At 70.7% G+C, this 19,963-nt stretch carries 18 protein-coding genes, 1 tRNA gene and 1 pseudogene; 12 read left to right on the forward strand and 8 right to left on the reverse strand.

Translation table 11 applies throughout. The annotated features are described in order from the left end of the window. Positions 1-12 precede the first annotated feature (12 nt). The 6 genes and pseudogenes from OG828_RS30335 to OG828_RS30360 all read left to right on the forward strand — a co-directional run. Positions 13-1,629 (forward strand): beta-N-acetylhexosaminidase, encoded by a 1,617-nt coding sequence (locus tag OG828_RS30335; protein ID WP_328504963.1) that lies wholly within the window; start codon positions 13-15, stop codon positions 1,627-1,629. A 271-nt stretch (positions 1,630-1,900) separates the two neighbouring features. Continuing rightward, positions 1,901-2,794: an FAD binding domain-containing protein gene (locus OG828_RS30340; protein WP_210580014.1), complete on the forward strand. Its 894-nt coding sequence runs from the start codon at positions 1,901-1,903 to the stop codon at positions 2,792-2,794. Further along, positions 2,791-4,614, forward strand: a complete 1,824-nt coding sequence (locus OG828_RS30345; RefSeq protein ID WP_328440349.1) for a (2Fe-2S)-binding protein — start codon at positions 2,791-2,793, stop codon at positions 4,612-4,614. The genes OG828_RS30340 and OG828_RS30345 overlap by 4 nt, the downstream gene beginning before the upstream one ends. Next, on the forward strand, positions 4,611-6,920 hold the full coding sequence (locus tag OG828_RS30350; RefSeq protein WP_328502908.1) for a xanthine dehydrogenase family protein molybdopterin-binding subunit: 2,310 nt from the start codon (positions 4,611-4,613) through the stop codon (positions 6,918-6,920). The genes OG828_RS30345 and OG828_RS30350 overlap by 4 nt, the downstream gene beginning before the upstream one ends. Further along, the gene (locus OG828_RS30355; protein ID WP_307841020.1) at positions 6,917-7,045 is read left to right on the forward strand and encodes a hypothetical protein; all 129 of its coding nucleotides are present in this window, start codon (positions 6,917-6,919) and stop codon (positions 7,043-7,045) included. Before OG828_RS30350 ends, OG828_RS30355 begins: the two co-directional genes overlap by 4 nt. Positions 7,046-7,472: 427 nt before the next feature. After that, positions 7,473-8,111, forward strand: a pseudogene (locus tag OG828_RS30360) (SUKH-4 family immunity protein); the annotation flags it as partial. A 21-nt stretch (positions 8,112-8,132) separates the two neighbouring features. On the opposite strand, the gene OG828_RS30365 reads toward OG828_RS30360, so the two are convergent. Continuing rightward, a tRNA-Cys gene (locus OG828_RS30365) sits at positions 8,133-8,207 on the reverse strand. 186 nt (positions 8,208-8,393) lie between these two features. Between OG828_RS30365 and OG828_RS30370 the strand changes: the two genes are divergently transcribed. The 6 genes from OG828_RS30370 (at position 8,394) to OG828_RS30395 (ending at position 14,683) form a co-directional block, all read left to right on the forward strand. Further along, on the forward strand, positions 8,394-10,016 hold the full coding sequence (locus tag OG828_RS30370) for an MFS transporter (RefSeq protein ID WP_328502909.1): 1,623 nt from the start codon (positions 8,394-8,396) through the stop codon (positions 10,014-10,016). A 47-nt stretch (positions 10,017-10,063) separates the two neighbouring features. Continuing rightward, a complete protein-coding gene (locus OG828_RS30375; RefSeq protein WP_013003224.1) occupies positions 10,064-10,261 on the forward strand; it encodes an Arc family DNA-binding protein in 198 nt (65 codons plus the stop codon). Next, positions 10,262-10,648 (forward strand): type II toxin-antitoxin system death-on-curing family toxin, encoded by a 387-nt coding sequence (locus tag OG828_RS30380; RefSeq protein ID WP_328502910.1) that lies wholly within the window; start codon positions 10,262-10,264, stop codon positions 10,646-10,648. 117 nt (positions 10,649-10,765) lie between these two features. Beyond that, complete coding sequence (locus OG828_RS30385; RefSeq protein WP_328502911.1) at positions 10,766-12,565, forward strand: DEAD/DEAH box helicase; 1,800 nt, start codon at positions 10,766-10,768, stop codon at positions 12,563-12,565. Between the two features lie 375 nt (positions 12,566-12,940). Next, on the forward strand, positions 12,941-13,582 hold the full coding sequence (locus OG828_RS30390) for an IclR family transcriptional regulator (protein WP_328363692.1): 642 nt from the start codon (positions 12,941-12,943) through the stop codon (positions 13,580-13,582). A 306-nt stretch (positions 13,583-13,888) separates the two neighbouring features. Next, entirely contained in the window at positions 13,889-14,683 is a 795-nt protein-coding gene (locus OG828_RS30395; protein ID WP_328502912.1) for a S16 family serine protease, read from the forward strand. A gap of 24 nt (positions 14,684-14,707) precedes the next feature. Here the strand turns inward: OG828_RS30395 and OG828_RS30400 are convergent, their stop codons facing one another. From OG828_RS30400 to OG828_RS30430, 7 genes are all read right to left on the reverse strand, one after another. Then, a complete protein-coding gene (locus OG828_RS30400) occupies positions 14,708-15,133 on the reverse strand; it encodes a type II toxin-antitoxin system VapC family toxin (RefSeq protein ID WP_328502913.1) in 426 nt (141 codons plus the stop codon). Positions 15,134-15,144: 11 nt separating this feature from the next. Beyond that, positions 15,145-15,384: a CopG family transcriptional regulator gene (locus OG828_RS30405; protein ID WP_328502914.1), complete on the reverse strand. Its 240-nt coding sequence runs from the start codon at positions 15,382-15,384 to the stop codon at positions 15,145-15,147. 109 nt (positions 15,385-15,493) lie between these two features. Beyond that, a complete protein-coding gene (locus OG828_RS30410) occupies positions 15,494-16,456 on the reverse strand; it encodes a glycine betaine ABC transporter substrate-binding protein (protein WP_328502915.1) in 963 nt (320 codons plus the stop codon). Next, positions 16,453-17,310: an ABC transporter permease gene (locus OG828_RS30415; protein WP_328502916.1), complete on the reverse strand. Its 858-nt coding sequence runs from the start codon at positions 17,308-17,310 to the stop codon at positions 16,453-16,455. Before OG828_RS30415 ends, OG828_RS30410 begins: the two co-directional genes overlap by 4 nt. Positions 17,311-17,321: 11 nt before the next feature. Beyond that, positions 17,322-18,590 (reverse strand): betaine/proline/choline family ABC transporter ATP-binding protein, encoded by a 1,269-nt coding sequence (locus OG828_RS30420; RefSeq protein ID WP_328502917.1) that lies wholly within the window; start codon positions 18,588-18,590, stop codon positions 17,322-17,324. Beyond that, positions 18,583-19,230 (reverse strand): ABC transporter permease, encoded by a 648-nt coding sequence (locus OG828_RS30425; protein ID WP_328440356.1) that lies wholly within the window; start codon positions 19,228-19,230, stop codon positions 18,583-18,585. Before OG828_RS30425 ends, OG828_RS30420 begins: the two co-directional genes overlap by 8 nt. A 164-nt stretch (positions 19,231-19,394) precedes the next feature. After that, positions 19,395-19,865, reverse strand: coding sequence for an Lrp/AsnC family transcriptional regulator (locus OG828_RS30430; protein WP_328363716.1), 471 nt, complete (start codon positions 19,863-19,865; stop codon positions 19,395-19,397). Positions 19,866-19,963: the final 98 nt, after the last annotated feature.

Genomic DNA, 19,963 nt, shown 5'->3' on the forward strand with positions numbered 1-19,963 from the left:
ACTGAGACCGACGTGACTGAACTGATTCCGGCACCTCACCACATGGAGCGGACCGAACGCTTCTACGAACTCGGCGACGACTTCGGGATCGAGGCCGGCCTGGGCACCGAGGGCACCGCGCGATGGCTGCGCGCGACGCTCGGCGCGGCGACCGGGCTCGCGCTGCCGCCCAAGGAGGGGGGCCAGTACGACGTCCTCCATCTGTCCGTCCGGCCCGGCCTCGACGCCGAGGCCTACCGCCTCGTCGTCGCCCCCCATGGCGTCCACATCCAGGGCGGCTCGCCCGCCGGTGTCTTCTGGGGCGCACAGACGCTGCGCCAGCTTCTCGGCCCGGACGCCTTCCGGCGTGCGCCCCTTCCCGGCCGTACATGGCGGCTGCCCCTGACGGAGATCCGGGACGCCCCCCGATTCCGCTGGCGCGGCCTCATGCTCGACGTGGCCCGGCACTTCATGCCCAAGGACGGTGTCCTGCGCTACCTGGATCTGATGGCAGCCCACAAACTCAACGTCTTCCACTTCCATCTGACGGATGACCAGGGCTGGCGCATCGAGATCAAGAAGTACCCCCGGCTCACGGAGGTCGGCTCCTGGCGGGCCCGCACGAAATTCGGCCACCGGGCCTCGCCGCTGTGGGAGGAGAAGCCGCACGGGGGCTTCTACACCCAGGACGACATCCGGGAGATCGTCGCGTACGCCGCCGAGCGGCATATCACCGTCGTCCCCGAAATCGACGTACCGGGACACTCGCAGGCCGCCATCGCCGCGTACCCGGAACTCGGCAACACCGACGTCATCGACACGACCTCCCTCACGGTCTGGGACAACTGGGGCGTCTCTCTGAACGTACTCGCACCCTCTGACAACACCCTTCGCTTCTACGAGGGGGTGTTCGAGGAACTGCTGGAGCTGTTCCCTTCCGAGTTCATTCACATCGGCGGCGACGAATGCGCCAAGGAGCAGTGGCGGGAGTCGCCCTTCGTCCAGGCCCGCATCAAGGAACTCGGGCTCGCGGACGAGGACGGACTGCAGTCGTGGTTCATCGGGCACTTCGACCGGTGGCTCTCCGCGCGCGGGCGCAGGCTCATCGGCTGGGACGAGATCCTGGAGGGCGGCCTGGCACCGGGCGCCGCGGTGTCGTCCTGGCGCGGCTACGCGGGCGGAATCGCCGCCGCCCGGGCAGGTCACGACGTCGTCATGTGCCCTGAACAGCAGGTGTACTTGGACCACCGCCAGGACGGGGGTGCGGACGAGCCGGTCCCCATCGGCTACGTCCGCACCCTGGAGGACGTCTACCGGTTCGAACCCGTTCCACCCGAGCTGACGCCGGAACAGACCCGGCACGTCCTCGGGACGCAGGCCAACGTGTGGACCGAGGTGATGGAGGACCACGCGCGCGTGGACTACCAGACGTTCCCCAGGCTCGCGGCCTTCGCCGAGGTGGCCTGGAGCGTCGGCCTGCCCGCCCCCGCGGAACGGGACTTCGCCGATTTCGAGCGGCGGATGGCCGTCCACTACCGGCGACTTGACGCCCTGGGAGTCGCCTACCGGCCGCCTGCCGGGCCGTTGCCGTGGCAGCGGCGGCCGGGTGTGCTGGGCCGTCCCATCGAGGGGGCGCCGCCGAACAGGTAGCCGAACAGGTAAGGGCGCACGCATGGGAACACGCATGGGAACAGGTCAGGGAAAAGCCCTCAAGTGTCACCGAAGAGTGGCAATTCGCGCGCACGGTTGATGTCGTGCGAAAACGGACCATCTCGCTGGTGAGGGGGGCGAATGCCTCCTAGCGGACCCCCGCGTTCGGGCCCTGCGAAGATGTGCCAGAGTTGCCACGTCCGCCCTGTCAGCACGTACCGTACGGCAACACAGGTGGGACCAGGTGGGGCAGCGGGAAGGGGCAGCCGGTTTGACCACGAGCGCACCGCAGGCGGCGCAGGCCGTCACGCTGCCTACGACGCTGGACGAGGCCGTGGCGGCCCTCACGGCCATGCCCGCCGCCGTTCCCGTGGCCGGCGGCACCGACCTCATGACCGCCGTCAACTCCGGGCAGCTCAGGCCCGCCGCACTGGTGGGCCTCGGCAAGATCAGCGAGATCCGCGGCTGGCAGTACCTCGACGGGCACGCGCTGCTCGGCGCCGGCCTCACCCATGCGCGCATGGGCCGCCCCGACTTCGCCGCCCTGATCCCGGCGCTCGCCGCCGCGGCGCGCGCGGCGGGCCCACCGCAGATCCGCAACGCGGGCACCCTGGGCGGCAACATCGCGACGGCCGCCCCCACCGGGGACGCGCTTCCCGTACTGGCCGCCCTGGAGGCGACGCTGATCATCGCGGGCCCGGGCGGAGCCCGCCGGGAGATCCCGGTGTCGCACCTGCTGGCCGGTGTGGAGATGCTGCGCGGCGGCGAACTCATCGGGTACGTGCGCGTGCCCCTGCTGCACGCCCCGCAGGTCTTCCTCAAGGCCACCGGCCGCACCGGCCCCGGCCGCGCGGTCGCGTCGGTCGCGCTGGTCCTCGACCCCGCCCGGCGCGGAGTGCGGTGCGCCGTCGGTGCCATAGCGCCGATGCCGCTCAGGCCCCTGGACGCCGAGCAGTGGGTCGCCCGGCTGATCGACTGGGACAACAGCCGCGCGATCGTCCCCGAAGCGCTGGCCGCCTTCGGGGAGTACGTCGCCGCGGCCTGCATCCCCGATCCGGTCCCGGCCGAGGACGGCTCCGTACAACAGCTTCCGCCCGCCGTACTGCACCTGCGGCGCACCGTCGCCGCGCTGGCCCGACGAGCACTGGGGAGGGCGCTGTCGTGACCGACGACCAGCACGGAGAGGGCACGCCCCAGAGCGGCAGCCGCTGGGACCCGCTGCCCCAGGGCGACTACGACGACGGCGCCACCGCCTTCGTGAAACTCCCCGAAGGGGGCATCGACGCCCTCCTGGCCTCCGCCGACAGCCCGCTGGCCGCGCCCGGCCACGGCTATGTGCCGCCGCAGATAACGGCCGACCCCGCGGGGACCGACCCCGCCCCCGGCGGCTGGCCGGCGCCCGCCGAACCCGTGCAGTGGCCCGACCCGAACGCGGTACCCCAGGACACCGGGAGCGACCGGTTCTCGTACAACCCGGGGGCGACCGGGCAGTGGAACTTCGGGACCGTCGATGGATCGGCGGGATCGGCGGAGCACACGGCAGCGGCGCCGGGCCACGATGTGACCGGGCAGTGGTCGATCCCGGTCGCCGGAGGCGAGCTTCCGGACGAATCGGGCGAGTTCACCACGTCGTCCCTGGTCGAGCAGTGGGGCGGCACACCGCCGGCCACACTCCCCGGCGGCGCGGCCGCTCCCTGGGCGACGGAGGCCGCCGGGCAGCCGTGGGCGCGGGACGCGGCGAACACCGCGCCTCCCGCCGACGCCGCGGTGGACGCACCCGGCCAGACGCACGGCGAGGTGTCCGCGCAGGCGTACACGAGGCCACACCCGGGGACTCCGGCGCAGCAGCACGGGGGCGCTCCCGCCCGGCCGCACGCGGACGCTCACGGGGAACGCGCGGCACAGCCGCACGCGGAGGAGTACGGGGAACGCGCGGCTCAGCCGCACGCGGAGGAGTACGGAGAGCGCGCGGCTCAGTCGCACGCGGACGCTCGTGCCCAGCAGCACCCTGAACTCCATGCCTCGCAGGACCCTGAACTCCACGCCCCGCAGCACGACGAGGCACCCGCCCGGCCCGCATCCGACGGGGCCCACGACCGACAGTCCGCGGACGGAACCGCCGTAGCGGACTCACTGAGCGCGCACGAGAGAGCCGTAGCCGCCGCACAGGCCGCTCAGAGGGCCCGTGAGGCAGCCCAGGCGGCCGAGGATGCCCAGGGGGCCGCAGAGGCCGCTGAGAGGGCCGTGGAGCGTTCCGGGGAGCCCGAGCCGGAGCGGGGCTCGGAGCCGGAGTCGCGTGCCGACGCGGAGGCCGGTGAGGAGTCCGCCGGAGCCGAGGCCCAGGACGAGGCGCCCCCGCCGCCCGGCGAGGAGCACCCGCTCGCCTCGTACGTCCTGCGCGTCAACGGCGTCGACCGGCCCGTCACCGACGCCTGGATCGGCGAATCGCTGCTGTACGTCCTGCGCGAACGGCTCGGCCTCGCCGGTGCCAAGGACGGCTGCTCGCAGGGCGAGTGCGGCGCGTGCAACGTCCAGGTAGACGGCCGGCTCGTCGCCTCCTGCCTGGTGCCCGGGGTCACCGCGGCCGGCAGCGAGGTCCGTACGGTCGAGGGCCTCGCGGAGGAGGGCCACCCCTCCGACGTGCAGCGGGCGCTCGCCCGGTGCGGCGCGGTGCAGTGCGGCTTCTGCGTGCCGGGCATGGCGATGACCGTGCACGACCTGCTGGAGGGCAACCCGGCGCCGACCGAACTCGAGGCCCGCCAGGCGCTGTGCGGCAACCTGTGCCGCTGCTCCGGCTACCGCGGCGTCCTGGACGCCGTCAAGGAAGTCGTCGCCGAACGCGAGGCGCACCGCGCCGCCGACGCTGAGACGGACGCGAACGAGGCACGTATCCCGCACCAGGCGGGCCCGGGAGCCGGCGGCGTCAACCCGTCGGCGTTCGAGCCGCACGACCAGGCGTACGGACAGGACGGAGGCCCGGCGTGAGCAACGAAGCCGCCACCGCGACCACGGCCGCGGAGGCAGCCCCCGCCCCCGAGGAGATCCCGCACGGCCTCGGCGTGTCCTTGCACCCCGCCGACGCGGGCGCCAAGACCGAGGGCACGTTCCCGTACGCGGCCGACCTGTGGGCCGAGGGCCTGCTCTGGGCCGCCGTCCTGCGCTCACCGCACCCGCACGCGCGCATTGTGTCGATCGACACGTCCCACGCGCGCGAGATGCCCGGCGTCCGCGCCGTCGTCACCCACGAGGACGTGCCCGGCGCACCCCGGTACGGCCGGGGCAGCGCCGACCGCCCGGTGTTCGCCTCCGAGGTCGTACGCCACCACGGCGAACCCATCGCCGCCGTCGCCGCCGACCACCCCGACACCGCGCGGATGGCCGCGGCGGCCGTCACCGTCGAGTACGAAGTACTCGACCCGGTGACGGATCCGGAACAGGCCTTCGAGGCCGAGGCGCTGCACCCCGACGGCAACCTGATCCGCCACATCCCGCTGCGCCACGGCGACCCGGACGCGGCCGGCGACATCGTCGTCGAGGGCCAGTACCGCATCGGCCGCCAGGACCCGGCGCCCATAGGAGCCGAGGCGGGTCTCGCGGTGCCGCGACCGGACGGCGGCGTCGAGCTGTATCTGGCGTCCACGGACCCGCACAGCGACCGCGACACGGCCGCCGCCTGCTACGGCCTGGAGCCCGACCGCGTGAAGGTCGTCGTCACCGGCGTGCCCGGCGCGACCGCCGACCGTGAGGACCAGGGCTTCCAACTCCCGCTGGGCCTGCTGGCGTTGAAGACCGGCTGCCCGGTCAAACTGACCGCCACGCGCGAAGAGTCCTTCCTGGGCCACACCCACAGGCATCCCACGTTGTTGCGGTACCGCCACCACGCGGACGCCGAGGGCAAGTTGGTGAAGGTCGAGGCGCAGATCCTGCTGGACGCGGGCGCGTACGCGGACACCTCCTCGGAGGCGCTGGCCGCCGCGGTGTCCTTCGCCTGCGGCCCGTACGTCGTCCCGAACGCCTTCATCGAGGGCTGGGCCGTACGCACCAACAACCCGCCCTCCGGTCACGTACGCGGAGAGGGCGCCATGCAGGTCGCCGCCGCGTACGAAGCCCAGATGGACAAGCTGGCGAAGAAGCTCGGCGTCGACCCGGCGGAGCTGCGCCTGCGCACCGCGCTCGCCACGGGCGACGTCCTGCCGACCGGCCAGACCGTGACATGCCCCGCACCCGTGGCGGAGTTGCTCCAGGCGGTACGGGACTTCCCCCTTCCCGCGCTCCCCAAGGACACGCCCGAGGAGGACTGGCTGCTGCCCGGCGGCCCCGAAGGCGCGGGCGAACCGGGCGCGGTGCGCCGGGGAGTCGGCTACGGCCTCGGCATGGTCCACATGCTCGGCGCGGAGGGCGCGGACGAGGTCTCCACGGCGACCGTCAAGGTCCATGACGGAATCGCCACCGTCCTGTGCGCGGCCGTCGAGACCGGCCAGGGCTTCACCACCCTCGCCCGGCAGATCGTCCAGGAGACACTCGGCATCGACGAGGTGCACGTCGCCCCCGTCGACACCGACCAGCCACCGGCGGGCGCGGGCTGCCGGGGCCGCCACACCTGGGTGTCCGGCGGCGCGGTGGAGCGCGCGGCGAAGATGGTCCGCACGCAACTCCTCCAGCCCCTGGCCCACAAGTTCGGCATGTCCACGGAGCTGCTGCAGATCACCGACGGCAAGATCACGTCGTACGACGGAGTCCTGTCGACCACCGTCACCGAGGCGATGGACGGCAAGGAACTGTGGGCCACCGCCCAGTGCCGCCCCCATCCGACGGAACCTCTGAACGAAGCCGGACAGGGCGACGCCTTCGTGGGGCTCGCCTTCTGCGCGATCCGCGCGGTCGTGGACGTCGACATCGAACTCGGCTCGGTACGGGTCGTCGAACTGGCCGTAGCCCAGGACGTGGGTCGCGTCCTGAACCCCGCCCAGCTGACGGCACGAATCGAAGCGGGCGTCACACAGGGCGTGGGCATCGCGCTGACGGAGAACCTGCGCACGGCACGCGGCCTGATCCGCCACCCCGACCTCACGGGCTACGCCTTGCCGACGGCCTTGGACGCGCCCGACATCCGCATCGTGAAACTGGTCGAGGAACGCGACGTGGTCGCCCCCTTCGGCGCGAAGGCCGCCAGCGCGGTACCGGTGGTGACGTCCCCGGCGGCCATCGCCTCCGCCGTCCGCGCCGCGACGGGCCGCCCCGTCAACCGCCTCCCGATCCGCCCGCAGGCCGCGGTGGTGACCGGCCAGTGACGGCCCCCGACCCAGGTCCACCGCGATACGAACCACCGCCCAGCGCAGGGAAATTGCTGGTGTGGGCGCTGGTGTTCGTGTTCGCGGCGGTGGTGGTGGTGCTGGGCGGTATCTACTTCGCGTGACCGGCCCTTCTGACCGGCTGTCCTGACCGGCTGTGTGCGACGCAACAGCCTTGGCGTTGCCGGGCTGCGGGCCGTTGTCAGTGGTGCGGCGTAGTGTTCTGGATGTGGGGACGGCGGGGGTTGTGACCGCGCTGGTACGACGGCTGCGGTCTGTGGTGCCGATCCGCGCCCCGCTCGGGGACTGAACGACCTTTCATGCACGGGGGATTCCATGAGCACGACCAGCGTGACTTGTATCGCGGCGACTGGCCTGACCGAGGGCGAGCCGGATCCGTTCGGGGTGGATGCGCCGCCGGGCCATGGGGTCTGGGGTGACGCGGGACAGGAGCAGTGCCTCGGGCAGCGGGTCGCCGAGCCGGACTTGTGCCTCCGGCAGCCGGGTGGCGATGAGCTGCTGTCGCTCGCCGAGCTGCGCCAGGAAGGCCGGCTGCGCACGCTGGTGCGATTCGCGTCGGCGGCCGATGAACTGGCCCGACTGCGCCACGAGTTCGCGGCCTACGCGGGACGCTTCGGGCCGGGCGCGGTGGCGGAGGCCTCCCGCCGGCTGCTGGCCGTCTGGGAGGAGGGGACAGGCACTGCGATGCCGGCGTTCCGCAGCATGGGCGCCCTGATCCGCCCCCTCGCCTGGATCGCCGAGCCCGGCAGCGGCCTCGCACTCGACCTGCCGCCACGGCTGCTGGACGAGGAGTTCGGCACCGCATCGATCGTCCGCTTCGAGGACGTCGACTTCCCCACGGCCCTCACCCACGAACCCACCCGCCGCTTCCTCCGCGACGTGGGCCTGCCCGAAGAGGCCACCCGGTTCACCCTGGACACGGACGTCCCCCCACGAACCCTCGCCGAGTACGCCACGGACGAGCGCGACGGCGACCTCGTACTCCCGCCCGGCACGGCCCACCTGATACGCCTCGGCCACATCGCGGACGACACCAGCCTCGTGATCGACGGCGCGACGGGGACGGTCCTGTACTGGGCCGAGGGGGACGCGCTGCCGAGTCCTCTCAACACGGACCTCTCCACACTGGCGTTCACTCTGTGGCTGCTGCGGCGCGAAGAGAACCGAGACGGGAACTGAGCCGGACCTTCTTGGAGGCCGTGGCGGGAATTGAACCCGCGTAACTCGCTTTGCAGGCGAGCCCCTCAACCACTCGGGCACACGGCCTTGCTTCGTGTGTCGACCGTAGGGCGCTGTGGGGGAGGGGCTCAAGGGAAGCGGGGGTGGTGCAACGGGACTGCCATGCCGCGTTCATGAAACGGGGCGTGGGGGGCGGTCGTACGACCAAGGGCTGAGGTGGGGCCGTTCTCTCGACAGGGGTCAACGTGGGGTGTGGCCCTTACGCTGGCGACCATGACCGCCCTCGAACCGAGCGACACCGACGTTGCTGATCCCGACGGCTCCTTGTCGGGCGCCGAGCGCGACGAGACCGTTCTGAGCCGTTCCTACCGTGCGCTCAGTGTCGGGATCGTCTCCGTCGTGCTGCTGATCGCCTTCGAGGCGACCGCTGTCGGGACGGCGATGCCGGTGGCGGCGCGGGAGTTGGACGGGGTGTCGCTGTACGCGTTCGCGTTCTCGGGGTACTTCACGACGAGCCTGTTCGGCATGGTGCTCTCCGGTCAGTGGTCGGACCGGCGAGGGCCGCTCGGGGCGTTGACCACGGGTATCGCTTCCTTCGCGGCCGGTCTGCTGCTGTCCGGCACGGCGGGCGCGATGTGGCTGTTCATCCTGGGGCGGGCCGTGCAGGGGTTCGGCGGCGGGCTGGTGATCGTCGCGCTGTACGTCGTCGTGGGCCGCGCTTATCCAGGGCGGCTGCAGCCCGCGATCATGGCGGCGTTCGCGGCGAGCTGGGTCGTGCCGTCGATCGTCGGCCCGCTCGCGTCGGGCGCGGTGACCGAACACCTCGGCTGGCGCTGGGTGTTCGTCGGCATCCCGGTGCTCGTCGTCTTCCCGCTGGCGCTTGCACTGCCGCAGATACGGCGGCGGGCGGCGGGGCCGGTGGATGGTTCGGGGAGTGGTCGGGCCGGCGGCTCGGTGGGCGGTCCCCTGGGCGGTCCGGCGGATGGTTCCGCGGACGGTTCCCGGGGCGGTTGGGCGGCCCGTCCCCTGGGCGGTTCGGTGGGCGACACCGTGGGTGGCACCGTGGGCCGCTCGGTGTCTGAAAAGCCTGCGCGGGTGCGCCGGACGGCCTCCTTCGATCGGCGTCGTATTCGGCTCGCACTCGGGATCTCGCTCGGGGCGGGGCTGTTGCAGTACGCCGCGCAGGATCTGCGGTGGTTGTCGGTGGTGCCCGGCGTGGTGGGTGCCGCGCTGCTGGTGCCGGCTGCTCTGGGGCTGTTGCCGCGCGGTACGTATCGGGCGGCCCGTGGGCTGCCGTCCGTCGTGTTGTTGCGCGGGGTGGCCGCGGGCTCCTTCATCGCTGCCGAGTCGTTCGTGCCGTTGATGCTGGTCACCCAGCGGGGGCTGTCGCCGACGCTGGCCGGGTTCTCGCTCGCGGCGGGTGGGGGGACGTGGGCGCTGGGGTCGTGGGTGCAGTCGCGGGCGCGGATGGCGCCGTACCGGGAACGGTTGATGACGCTCGGGATGGTGCTGGTGGCGGCCGCGATCGCCGCCGCGCCGAGCGTGCTGATCGAGTCGGTGCCGGCCTGGACCGTTGCCGTCGCCTGGGCGGTGGGCTGCTTCGGCATGGGGCTGGTGATCTCCTCCACGAGTGTGCTGTTGCTGAAGCTCTCCGCCCCCGAGGAGTCCGGCACCAACTCCGCCGCCCTCCAGATCTCCGACGGCCTCTCCAACGTCCTCCTCCTCGCGGCGGGCGGCGCGGCTTTCGCGGCGCTGGGTGGCGGCACGGTGTCGCATGCGGCGACGGAGGCGGCCGGTGCGGGGTCGCATCCGGCCGCGTTCGCCGCGGTGTTCTTGCCGATGGCGGGGGTGGCCTTGGTGGGGGCATGGGTGACAACGCGGCTGCGGGCCGCCTGATTCCGGTACCACAGTGGCCCCAAGGGTGGTACCGTTTTGGTATGGCTATGAATCTTCGTCTGCGTGACGACCAGCAGGAGGCGCTCAAGCTGCGTGCCGAGGAGGAGGGACGCAGCATGCACGCCATAGTGCTTCAGGCGATCGACCGGTATCTGGAGCAAGAGGCCGACCGGGCCACGGTCCGTCGCCTGGGGGCGAAGTACGCAGCGGGCCACGCCGACCTGCTGCGGAGGCTGGGGGAGTAGATGAAGTACCTCACGGTCCAGGAGGTCCTGGACCTGGCGGAGCTGGCGTGCGGGGAGCAGACGCAGGTCGCCGTACGTGACCTGGGTCTGCTCAGCTCGGCCGTCCATCGCCCCCAGTCGCAGATGTTCGGCGTCGAGGCGTACACGGACCTCTTCGAGAAGGCTGCCGCGCTGTTTCAATCGCTGGCTGTGAATCATCCTCTGGTGGACGGCAACAAGCGCATGGCGTGGATGTGCACCGTCGTCTTCCTCGACTTCAACGGTACTGAGATGCTCGACGTCGATCAGGACGAGGCGTACAAGCTCGTCATCGAGGTGGCATCCGGCGGCCTGGAGGACGTGGGGCTGATCGCCCTCCGCTTGAGGGCGCTGCACGAGGCCATGTGACCTCGGTCCCATCCAAGGCAACCCCGGCACAGTCCGCCCGTTGGCGGAAACCCGGCGCCGGTAGGGTGGCCCGGTTGTCATACCCAGCCGAGCCGCCCGACCCCTTCACCGGAGACCGTGACTACCACCGCCGCCAGCTCCTCGTCGTCGCATCACCTGTCACCCGCGTTCCCCGGCCGCGCCCCCTGGGGTACCGCCAGCAAGCTGCGTGCCTGGCAGCAAGGGGCGATGGAGAAGTACATCCAGGAGCAGCCGCGTGACTTTCTGGCCGTGGCGACGCCCGGTGCCGGAAAGACGACGTTCGCGCTGACTCTGGCGTCGTGGCTGCTGCACCATCACGTCGTGCAGCAGGTGACCGTCGTCGCGCCGACCGAGCATCTGAAGAAGCAGTGGGCGGAGGCCGCGGCACGTATCGGGATCAAGCTCGACCCGGAGTACAGCGCGGGGCCGCTCGGCAAGGACTATCAGGGTGTCGCGGTCACGTACGCCGGTGTCGGCGTGCGGCCCATGCTGCACCGCAATCGCGTCGAGCAGCGCAAGACTCTCGTCATCCTCGACGAGATCCATCACGCCGGTGACTCCAAGTCCTGGGGTGAGGCCTGCCTGGAGGCCTTCGAACCGGCCACCCGCCGGCTCGCGCTCACCGGTACGCCGTTCCGGTCCGACACCAACCCCATCCCCTTCGTGGCCTACGAGGAGGGCAACGACGGGATCCGGCGCTCCGCCGCCGACTACACGTACGGCTACGGCTCCGCCCTCTCCGACGGCGTCGTCCGGCCCGTCATCTTCCTCTCCTACAGCGGCAACATGCGGTGGCGCACGAAGGCCGGTGACGAGGTCGCCGCCCGGCTCGGCGAGCCCATGACCAAGGACGCGGTCAGCCAGGCCTGGCGCACCGCCCTCGATCCGCGTGGCGAGTGGATGCCGAGCGTGCTGCGCGCCGCCGACCAGCGGCTGACCGAGGTCCGCAAGGCCGTCCCGGACGCGGGCGCGCTCGTCATCGCGTCCGACCAGGACTCGGCGCGTGCGTACGCCAAGCTCATCCGCGAGATCACGGGCAGGAAGGCGACGCTCGTCCTGTCCGACGACGCCGGTGCGTCCGGCCGGATCGACGAGTTCAGCGGCAGCAACGACCGGTGGATGGTCGCGGTCCGGATGGTGTCGGAAGGCGTCGACGTGCCGCGGCTCGCGGTCGGGGTGTACGCCACGACCATCTCCACGCCGCTGTTCTTCGCGCAGGCCGTCGGCCGTTTCGTACGGTCCAGGCGGCGCGGCGAGACGGCCTCGGTCTTCCTCCCCACCATCCCCGACCTCCTCACTTTCGCCAACGAGATGGAGGTCGAGCGCGACCACGCCCTCGACAAGCCCAAGAAGGAGGGCGAGGAGGACCCGTACGCCGAGGAGGAGAAGCTTCTCCAGGAGGCCGAGCAGCAGCAGGACGAGGACACCGGCGAGCAGGACCAACTCCCCTTCGAGGCGCTGGAGTCCGACGCCGTCTTCGACCGAGTCCTGTACGACGGCGCCGAGTTCGGCATGCAGGCCCACCCCGGCAGCGAGGAGGAGCAGGACTACCTAGGTATTCCTGGGCTGTTGGAGCCCGACCAGGTGCAGATGCTGCTGCAGAAGCGGCAGGCCCGGCAGATCGCGCACAGCCGTAAGAAGCCGGACTCCGAGGCCGACCTGCTCGAACTGCCCGCCGAGCGGCGGCCGGTGGTCAGCCACAAGGAGATGATGGAGCTGCGCAAGCAGCTCAACACGATGGTGAGTGCGTACGTTCACCAGAGCGGCAAGCCGCACGGGGTGATTCATACGGAGTTGCGGCGCGTGTGCGGTGGGCCGCCGAGCGCGGAGGCCACGGCGGGGCAGCTGCGGCAGCGGATCGCGAAGGTGCAGGAGTGGGCCACGCGGATGCGGTGACGCTGGGCGCTGTGCCTGAGCCGGTTTTCCGGGGCCGACCTGTCGTACTTCGGCTGCAGGTCGTTCGTGGCTGGTCGCGCAGTTCCCCGCGCCCCTTTGGGGCGCGCATACCACCGCAAATCAAAGTAGTCCGTACCGGCACGTGACCGGATTCTGGACGGAGCCTTCCGCTCAGCGGACTCCCTTCGCTACTGTCCCGCTACGCACACGCCCCGTGGCAGCGCCGCCGCGGAGCGCAGCCGTGAAGCGACGCGGTTCGGACAGTCGGTCCGGGCCGCCGACCGATCGGCGGCCTCTGAAGCGCGTCACCGACGGGACTCGGTGACGCATCTGCCGCGAGGGGGCCGTCGACCTCACCACTAAGGAGTGGGCGTCGTGACCGCGGAGACCTCCCAGACGCTCGACCGGGGACTGCGTGTCCTCAAGCTGCTGGCCGACACGGACCACGGGCTGACCGTCACCGAGCTTTCCCACAAACTGGGCGTGAACCGGACCGTGGTGTACCGGTTGCTCGCCACGCTTGAGCAGCATGCACTTGTACGACGTGACCTGGGCGGACGTGCCCGGGTCGGGCTCGGGGTGCTGCGGCTGGGGCGTCAGGTGCATCCGTTGGTGCGGGAGGCGGCGTTGCCCGCTCTGCGGTCGCTGGCCGAGGACATAGGCGCGACCGCGCATCTCACGCTGGTGGACGGGGCGGAGGCGTTGGCCGTCGCGGTCGTCGAGCCGACGTGGACCGACTATCACGTGGCGTATCGGGCGGGGTTCCGGCATCCGTTGGACCGGGGGGCCGCGGGCAAGGCGATCCTCGCCGCGCGGCAGCGGACGGTGGCGGAGCCGGGGTTCACCCTGACGCACGGAGAATTGGAGGCGGGGGCGAGTGGGGCCGCGGCGCCGTTGATCGGGGTGACCGGGGTCGAGGGGAGTGTGGGGGTCGTGATGCTGGCGGATGCGGTGCCGGAGCGGGTGGGGCCGCGGGTGGTGGATGCGGCGCGGGAGGTTGCGGAGGCGTTGCGCTGACCGGCGTTTCAACGAGGTGCGGTGGGGCTGGGCGCGGTGGGGTGGGTCGCTTGCCCGGCGTGGTGGCTGAGGTGGGGGTGGGTCGCGCAGCCCGGCGCTGACGGGGTGCCGCCTGCGCCCACCCGTGCCGCCCCAGGCGGCACGACTGCCCGCAGGCTGCGGCATTCGGGGACGGGCTGCTGGGTGGGCGCCGCCCTTGCGGCACGCATGCCCGCAGCTAGGGCAGCGGCACGCACGCCCGCAGCTACGGCGGTGTACGTGCTGCCCTCAGTCACCACCCCGAACCCCGCCCGTTAGATTGATCCCGTGTTCCTCTCTCGTCTCACGCGCCCGCAGGCCCTGGTGGTCTGTGCTCTGCCTGTCGTCGGTCTGGTCGGGGCGGCGGTGTTCGCGCCGCTGCCGTTTTCGTTGACGCAGCCGGGGCTGACCGCGGATGTGCTGGGGGAGAACCGGGGGACGCCGGTGATCACGATCTCCGGGGCGCCGGCTCGGGACACGAGCGGGCAGCTGCGGATGACGACGATCGAGGCGACGAACCCGGATACGAACGTCTCGCTCGGGGATGTGATCGACTCGTGGTTCCGTACGGACCGGGCGGTCATGCCGCGCGACTCGGTCTATCCGAGCGGTGAGAGCGTCAAGGAGATCGAGCGGCACAACACGGAGCAGATGCGCGCGTCGCAGGACGCGGCGACCGAGGCCGCGCTGAACTATCTCGACCTCAGCGACAAGAACGTCAAGGTCACCTTGAGGCTCGCCGACGTCGGCGGCCCCAGCGCCGGGCTCCTGTTCTCCCTCGGCATCATCGACAAGCTCAACGGAAACGGCAGCGGCGGCGACCTCACCGGCGGTCGTAGCGTCGCCGGCACGGGGACGATCGAGGCCGACGGAACGGTCGGCGCGGTCGGCGGTGTCGCCCTGAAGACGCAGGCCGCGCGGCGCGACGGGGCGACCGTGTTCCTGGTTCCGAAGGACGAGTGCGGCGACGCGGAGTCGGAGCTGCCGGAGGGGCTGCGGCTGATTCCGGTGACCACGCTCAAGGGTGCGGTCAGTGCGCTGGTGGCGTTGGAGACGGGGAAGGGCTCGGTGCCGAGCTGCTGAGGCCCGCCCCTGCTATTCCGTAGGTCAGAGGTTGTCGTCCTCCAGGGGGTGCTGCCAGCGCAGGCCGGGGAAGCGGGCGAATCCCCGGTCGGCGGAGTAGAAGGTGGAGCCGGACTCGATGGCGAGGGCCGCGAGGTAGGCGTCCGGAACGAGATTGCCGCGAGCTCCTACTCTGCGGCAGAGTCGGTCGAAGATCTCCCAGTGCCGGGGGCCTTCGTGGAGGGGCGTGGTCACGGGCGCTTCACGGATGGCTTGCAGGAAGTCCAGTGCGTCGGCTGAGGTGACGGGCCGCGGGAAGATGCGCGGGTGGGTGACCAGACGTACGAATCCGCTGGCCACCATGGCGTTGTAGGCCACCGGCTCATCGCCCCGCAGCCGCTCGATCAGCCACTTCTTGTACGGCTCGTGTTCCTTGGCTTCCTCACGGAAGGCATATACGAGCACGTTCACGTCGCAGAAGATCACTCGATGCCGTCCATGATGTCGAGGAGCGCGGCATTGTTGTCGAGATCGACTCCCGGGCGTAGACCGCCCAGGTCGGCGCTGGGCAGGTTGACGATGTTCTTCGCCGCCGCCACATCCCGCGCGAACGACGCCCGCAACGCATCCTCTATCACCGCACTGACTGTGACGCGCCTGCGGGCGGCCCGCAGTTTGGCTTCCTGAAGCAGGTCCTCGGAGAGGTCGACCGTTGTCCTCATGCACCAAAGCGTAAGCAGACTGCATCATGATGCGCCAGGGTGAATCACTGATGGGCGGGCTTGACCCTTCCCTTGGATCCCCGCCCCGCCTTGGATCCCCACCCCCGCCCTACCCCTCCTTCACGAACCCCTCCTCCACCATCCAGTCCAACGCCACCTGATGCGGATCCTCCCCCGCCACATCCACCTTCGCGTTCAGCTCCTGCGCCACCGCGTTGTCCAACCGCCTGGTGATCGGGTCGAGGACGTCCGCGATCGCCGGGTACTCCTTCAGCGTCTTGGAGTTGATCGAGGGTGCGGCGTTGTAGTTGGGGAAGAACTTCTTGTCGTCGCGCATCACCACCAGGTTCATGGACTTGATGCGCCCGTCGGTGGTGAAGACCTCCCCGAAGGTGCAACTGCCCTTCACCGCCTGCGTGTAGATGATCCCGGTGTCCATCTGCGTGATGTTGCCGGCCGGTACGTCCATGCCGTAGGCCTTCTGCATCCCCGGCAACCCGTCCGCCCGGTTCGCGAACTCGCCCTCCACGCAGAGCGTCACCGCGCCCGGGTCGGACTTGGACAGGGCGGCCACGTCGGAGAGGGTCTTGGTGCCGTACTTCTTGAAGTTGGCCTGGTTCATGGCGAGGGCGTATGTGTTGTTGAGCGCGGCCGGCGGCAGCCAGGTGAGCCCATTCTTCGCGTCCGCGTCCCGCACCGCCGCCCACTGTTTCTGCGGGTCGTCGATGGGCTCGCTGTTGCCGAGGTAGGTGATCCAGGCGGTGCCCGTGTACTCGTACATCCCGTCCGCGTCGCCGCCCTTGACCGCCTCGCGGGCGCCGACGGAGCCCTGGATGCCGGTGCGGTCGAGCACGTCCGCGCCGGCCGCCTCGAAGGCGATGCCCATGATCGCGCCGAGGATCAGCTGCTCGGTGAACTCCTTGGAGGTGACGGTGAGGTCGGCGCCCTTGAGTGGCTCGCCCTGGCCGATGGAGCCGGGGCGGACATCGTCCACCATCGGCGAACCGCTCGTCAGCCCGCAGCCACTCACCATGACGGCCACAGCCAGCACCGCGCACAGCCGCCGCCTCATGTCCCCACCTCCAACCCCCGCGGCCGCAGCAGCAGTTCGGCCAGCGAGGCCAGCCAGTCCACCAGCAGGGCGAGTACGACCGTGAGGATCGAACCCAGCATCAGCACGGGCATCCGCTGGTTGGTGATACCGGTCGTGATCAGTACGCCCAGCCCGCCGCCCCCGCCGAACGTCGCCAGCGTCGCCGTACCGACGTTCAGGACGAGCGCCGTCCGCACGCCCGCCAGGATCAGCGGGACCGCCAGAGGCAGTTCGACGCGGGAGAGCACGCCGAGCGGGGACATGCCGATGCCGCGGGCGGCCTCCAGCAGGCTCGGGTCGTTGGCCTTCAGGCCGGCGATCGTGTTCGACAGCACGGGCAGGACGGCGTAGATGATCATGCCGATCAGGGCCGCCCTCCGGCCGATGCCCAGCCAGATCACCAGCAGGGCGAGCAGGCCGATCGCGGGTGTCGCCTGGCCCATGTTGGCGAACGCCATCGCCACCGGGGTCGCCTTCCGGAACGCCTTGCGGGTGAGCAGGATGCCCAGCGGGATCGCGATGATCAGCACGAAGAAGGTGGAGATCGCCGTGAGTTGGATGTGCTCCCAGAGCAGTTTGGACACCTCGCCGTCCGCCAGCGCGTTCTCGGAGAGGGGGTCCAGGTCGGCCTGCTCGAACCACAGCCAGGTCGCCAGCAGCACGGCGATGAGGACGACCGGCAGGAAGGTGAGCTTCTGCCAGCCGATCCGGCGCCGCGGCACCGCCCGTGGCGGCGGCGGTTCCTGGTCGCCGGGGGCCTCGCCCTCGTCCCGGAAGGCGTGCCCCCTGACCTCGTGCTCGCCCTCGGGACGCCGGTCGGCGGAGGCGGCCACGCCTTCTCCTCTCACGCCTTCTTCTCCCCTCCGACGCCTTCCTGCTCGGCGTGCGTCTGCTGGGCCCGGATCTCCTCCAGTTCGTGCTGGTGCTCCATGGCGTCCAGCCGGTCGGCCTCCAGCAGCTCGTGCACGGAGTTGATCAGCGTCTCCATGTCGACGACGCCCGTGTACTCGCCGCGCCGCCCGGTCACGGCCACCCGGCCCGCGCTGTCCGTCAGCACCGCCTCCAGCGCGTCCCGCAGGGTCGCGTCCCTGGTCACCGTGTCGTGCACGAGCGTGCCCGCCCGCGCCAGCGAACCCTTGGCCCGCATCATGTCGCCGCGCCGCAGCCACTTGTACGGCCGCCCGCGCTTGTCGAGCAGCAGGACCTCGTTCGTGCCGCTCGTCCGCAGCCGGTTGAAGATCTGCTGGAGCGGATCGTCGACGGTCGCGGTCGGATAGTCGGTGATCTCCACATCCCGTACGCGGGTGAGGTTCAGCCGCTTCAGCGCCGCCCCGGCGCCGACGAACCCGGAGACGAAGTCGTCGGCCGGGTTGGTGAGGATCGCCTCCGGGGTGTCGAACTGGGCGATGTGGGACCGTTCGCGCAGCACGGCGATGCGGTCACCGAGCTTGATCGCCTCGTCGAAGTCATGGGTGACGAAGACGATCGTCTTGTGCAGTTCGTGCTGCAGCCTGATCAGCTCGTCCTGGAGGTGATCGCGGGTGATCGGGTCGACCGCGCCGAACGGCTCGTCCATCAACAACACCGGCGGGTCCGCCGCCAACGCCCGTGCCACGCCCACGCGTTGCTGCTGACCGCCGGAGAGCTGACGCGGATAGCGGCCGTGGAACTCGCCCGGGTCGAGCCCGACCAGGTCCAGCATCTCCTCCACCCGCGCTCTGATCCGCGCCTTCGGCCAGCCGATCATCTTCGGCACCAGCGCGATGTTCTGGGCGACCGTCATGTGCGGGAAGAGACCGGACGCCTGGATGGCGTACCCGACGTTGCGGCGCAGCTTCACCGGGTCCATGTCGGTGACGTCCTCGCCGTTGATGCGGATGCGTCCGCCGGTCGGTTCGATCAGCCGGTTGATCATCTTGAGCGTCGTGGACTTCCCGCAGCCGGAGGGCCCGACGAAGATGACGATCTCGCCCGCCTTGATCTCCATGTTCACGCTGTCGACGGCCGGCTGCGGGGCGCCCGGATACCGCTTGGTGAGGTTCTCCAGCTCGATGGAGGCACCGGAGGTCGCCTTCTCGGCTACGGAGGTATCGGCCACGGAGGTCTCAGGCACGGATCCCCCTGGGGATGGTCAGCCGTCCGATGAGGACGTACGCGGCATCGAACAACAGCGCAAGGATGATGATCCCGAGCGTTCCCGCGAGCACCTGGTTGAGTGCGTTCTTGCTGCCCAGCGAGGCCAGCCCACGGAAGATCACATTGCCGAGGCCGGGCCCGGAGGCGTACGCCGCGATCGCCGCGATGCCCATCAGCATCTGCGTGGAGACCCGGATCCCGGTCAGGATCGGCGGCCAGGCCAGCGGCAGCTCGATCCGCGCCAGCCGGGCCACGCGCGACATCCCGATGCCGGTCGCCGCGTCCACGAGCGTCGGATCGACCCCGCGAAGCCCGACGATCGAGTTGCGCACGATCGGCAGCAGCCCGTACAGCGTCAGCGCGATCACCGTGGGCGGCACTCCCAGCCCGACGATCGGGATGAGCAGACCGATCATGGCGAGCGACGGGACGGTCAGAATCGTCGAGGTGGTCGTCGTGGCGAGGCTTCCGGCCCACTCGCTCCGGTAGGTCACGATCCCGATCAGGACGCCCAGCACGGTCGCCACGACCATGCACTGGAAGACCGCGCTGGCGTGTTGCCCGGCATCCGTGAGCAACTGCTGATGCCGGTTGCCCAGGTACTCCCAGAAGTTCACCCGCGGTCACCTCAGAGGCTCGGTATCACTCCCGTCCGTCCAGGTCCCCTTTGATCGCTCGTTTCACCTGCGGGGCGCCTGCAGCCGGTGATGAGAGGCCGATCGTGCTCAGCCCTTCGGGCCTCCGCGCGTTCGGCCTCTCATCACCGGCGCGCCCCTTCGGCTCACTCAGGAAGCGCCGCCTGCTCCACCAGCGGGATGATCCGCAGCGGAACAGGGTTCTCCATGACGATCGCGGTGGAGGCCCGGACGATGCCATCAAAACCGACAACCAGGTCGATCACCCGCTGAAGATCGGCATTCGAGCGGGCCACGAGCCGGCACAGCATGTCCCCGGTGCCGGTGGTCGTGTGCAGCTCCAGCACCTCCGGCACGGTCGCCAAGTGCGCTCGTACGTCGGCCCCTTGCCCCTGCCGGATCTGCAGCGTCGCGAACGCCGTGACCGGATAGCCGAGCGCCGCCGGATCCACTTCGGGCCCGAACCCCCGGATGACGCCATTCGACTGAAGCCGGTCGAGCCGCGCCTGCACCGTCCCCCGGGCCACCCCCAGCCGCCGGGACATCTCCAGCACCCCGATCCGCGGCTCCCGCGCCAGCAGCCCGATGATCCGCCCGTCCAGTCGATCGATCGCCATACGGCCCTCCAGGGGTGGTCATCCTGTACAGGAAGCCCGCAGAAGCTGGCCCCGCGCTGGTCACATTGCCCAGCAATTTCGCAAACTATTGCGCACCT

This window comes from Streptomyces sp. NBC_00457 (genome assembly GCF_036014015.1).
Classification (GTDB): domain Bacteria; phylum Actinomycetota; class Actinomycetes; order Streptomycetales; family Streptomycetaceae; genus Streptomyces.

Coding starts and splice junctions, on each gene's coding strand:
- OG828_RS30410 (WP_328502915.1), bottom strand. CDS start 16,456: ATGAGGCGGCGGCTGTGCGCGGTGCTGGCTGTGGCCGTCATGGTGAGT.
- OG828_RS30370 (WP_328502909.1), top strand. CDS start 8,394: ATGACCGCCCTCGAACCGAGCGACACCGACGTTGCTGATCCCGACGGC.
- OG828_RS30430 (WP_328363716.1), bottom strand. CDS start 19,865: ATGGCGATCGATCGACTGGACGGGCGGATCATCGGGCTGCTGGCGCGG.
- OG828_RS30405 (WP_328502914.1), bottom strand. CDS start 15,384: ATGAGGACAACGGTCGACCTCTCCGAGGACCTGCTTCAGGAAGCCAAA.
- OG828_RS30380 (WP_328502910.1), top strand. CDS start 10,262: ATGAAGTACCTCACGGTCCAGGAGGTCCTGGACCTGGCGGAGCTGGCG.
- OG828_RS30375 (WP_013003224.1), top strand. CDS start 10,064: ATGAATCTTCGTCTGCGTGACGACCAGCAGGAGGCGCTCAAGCTGCGT.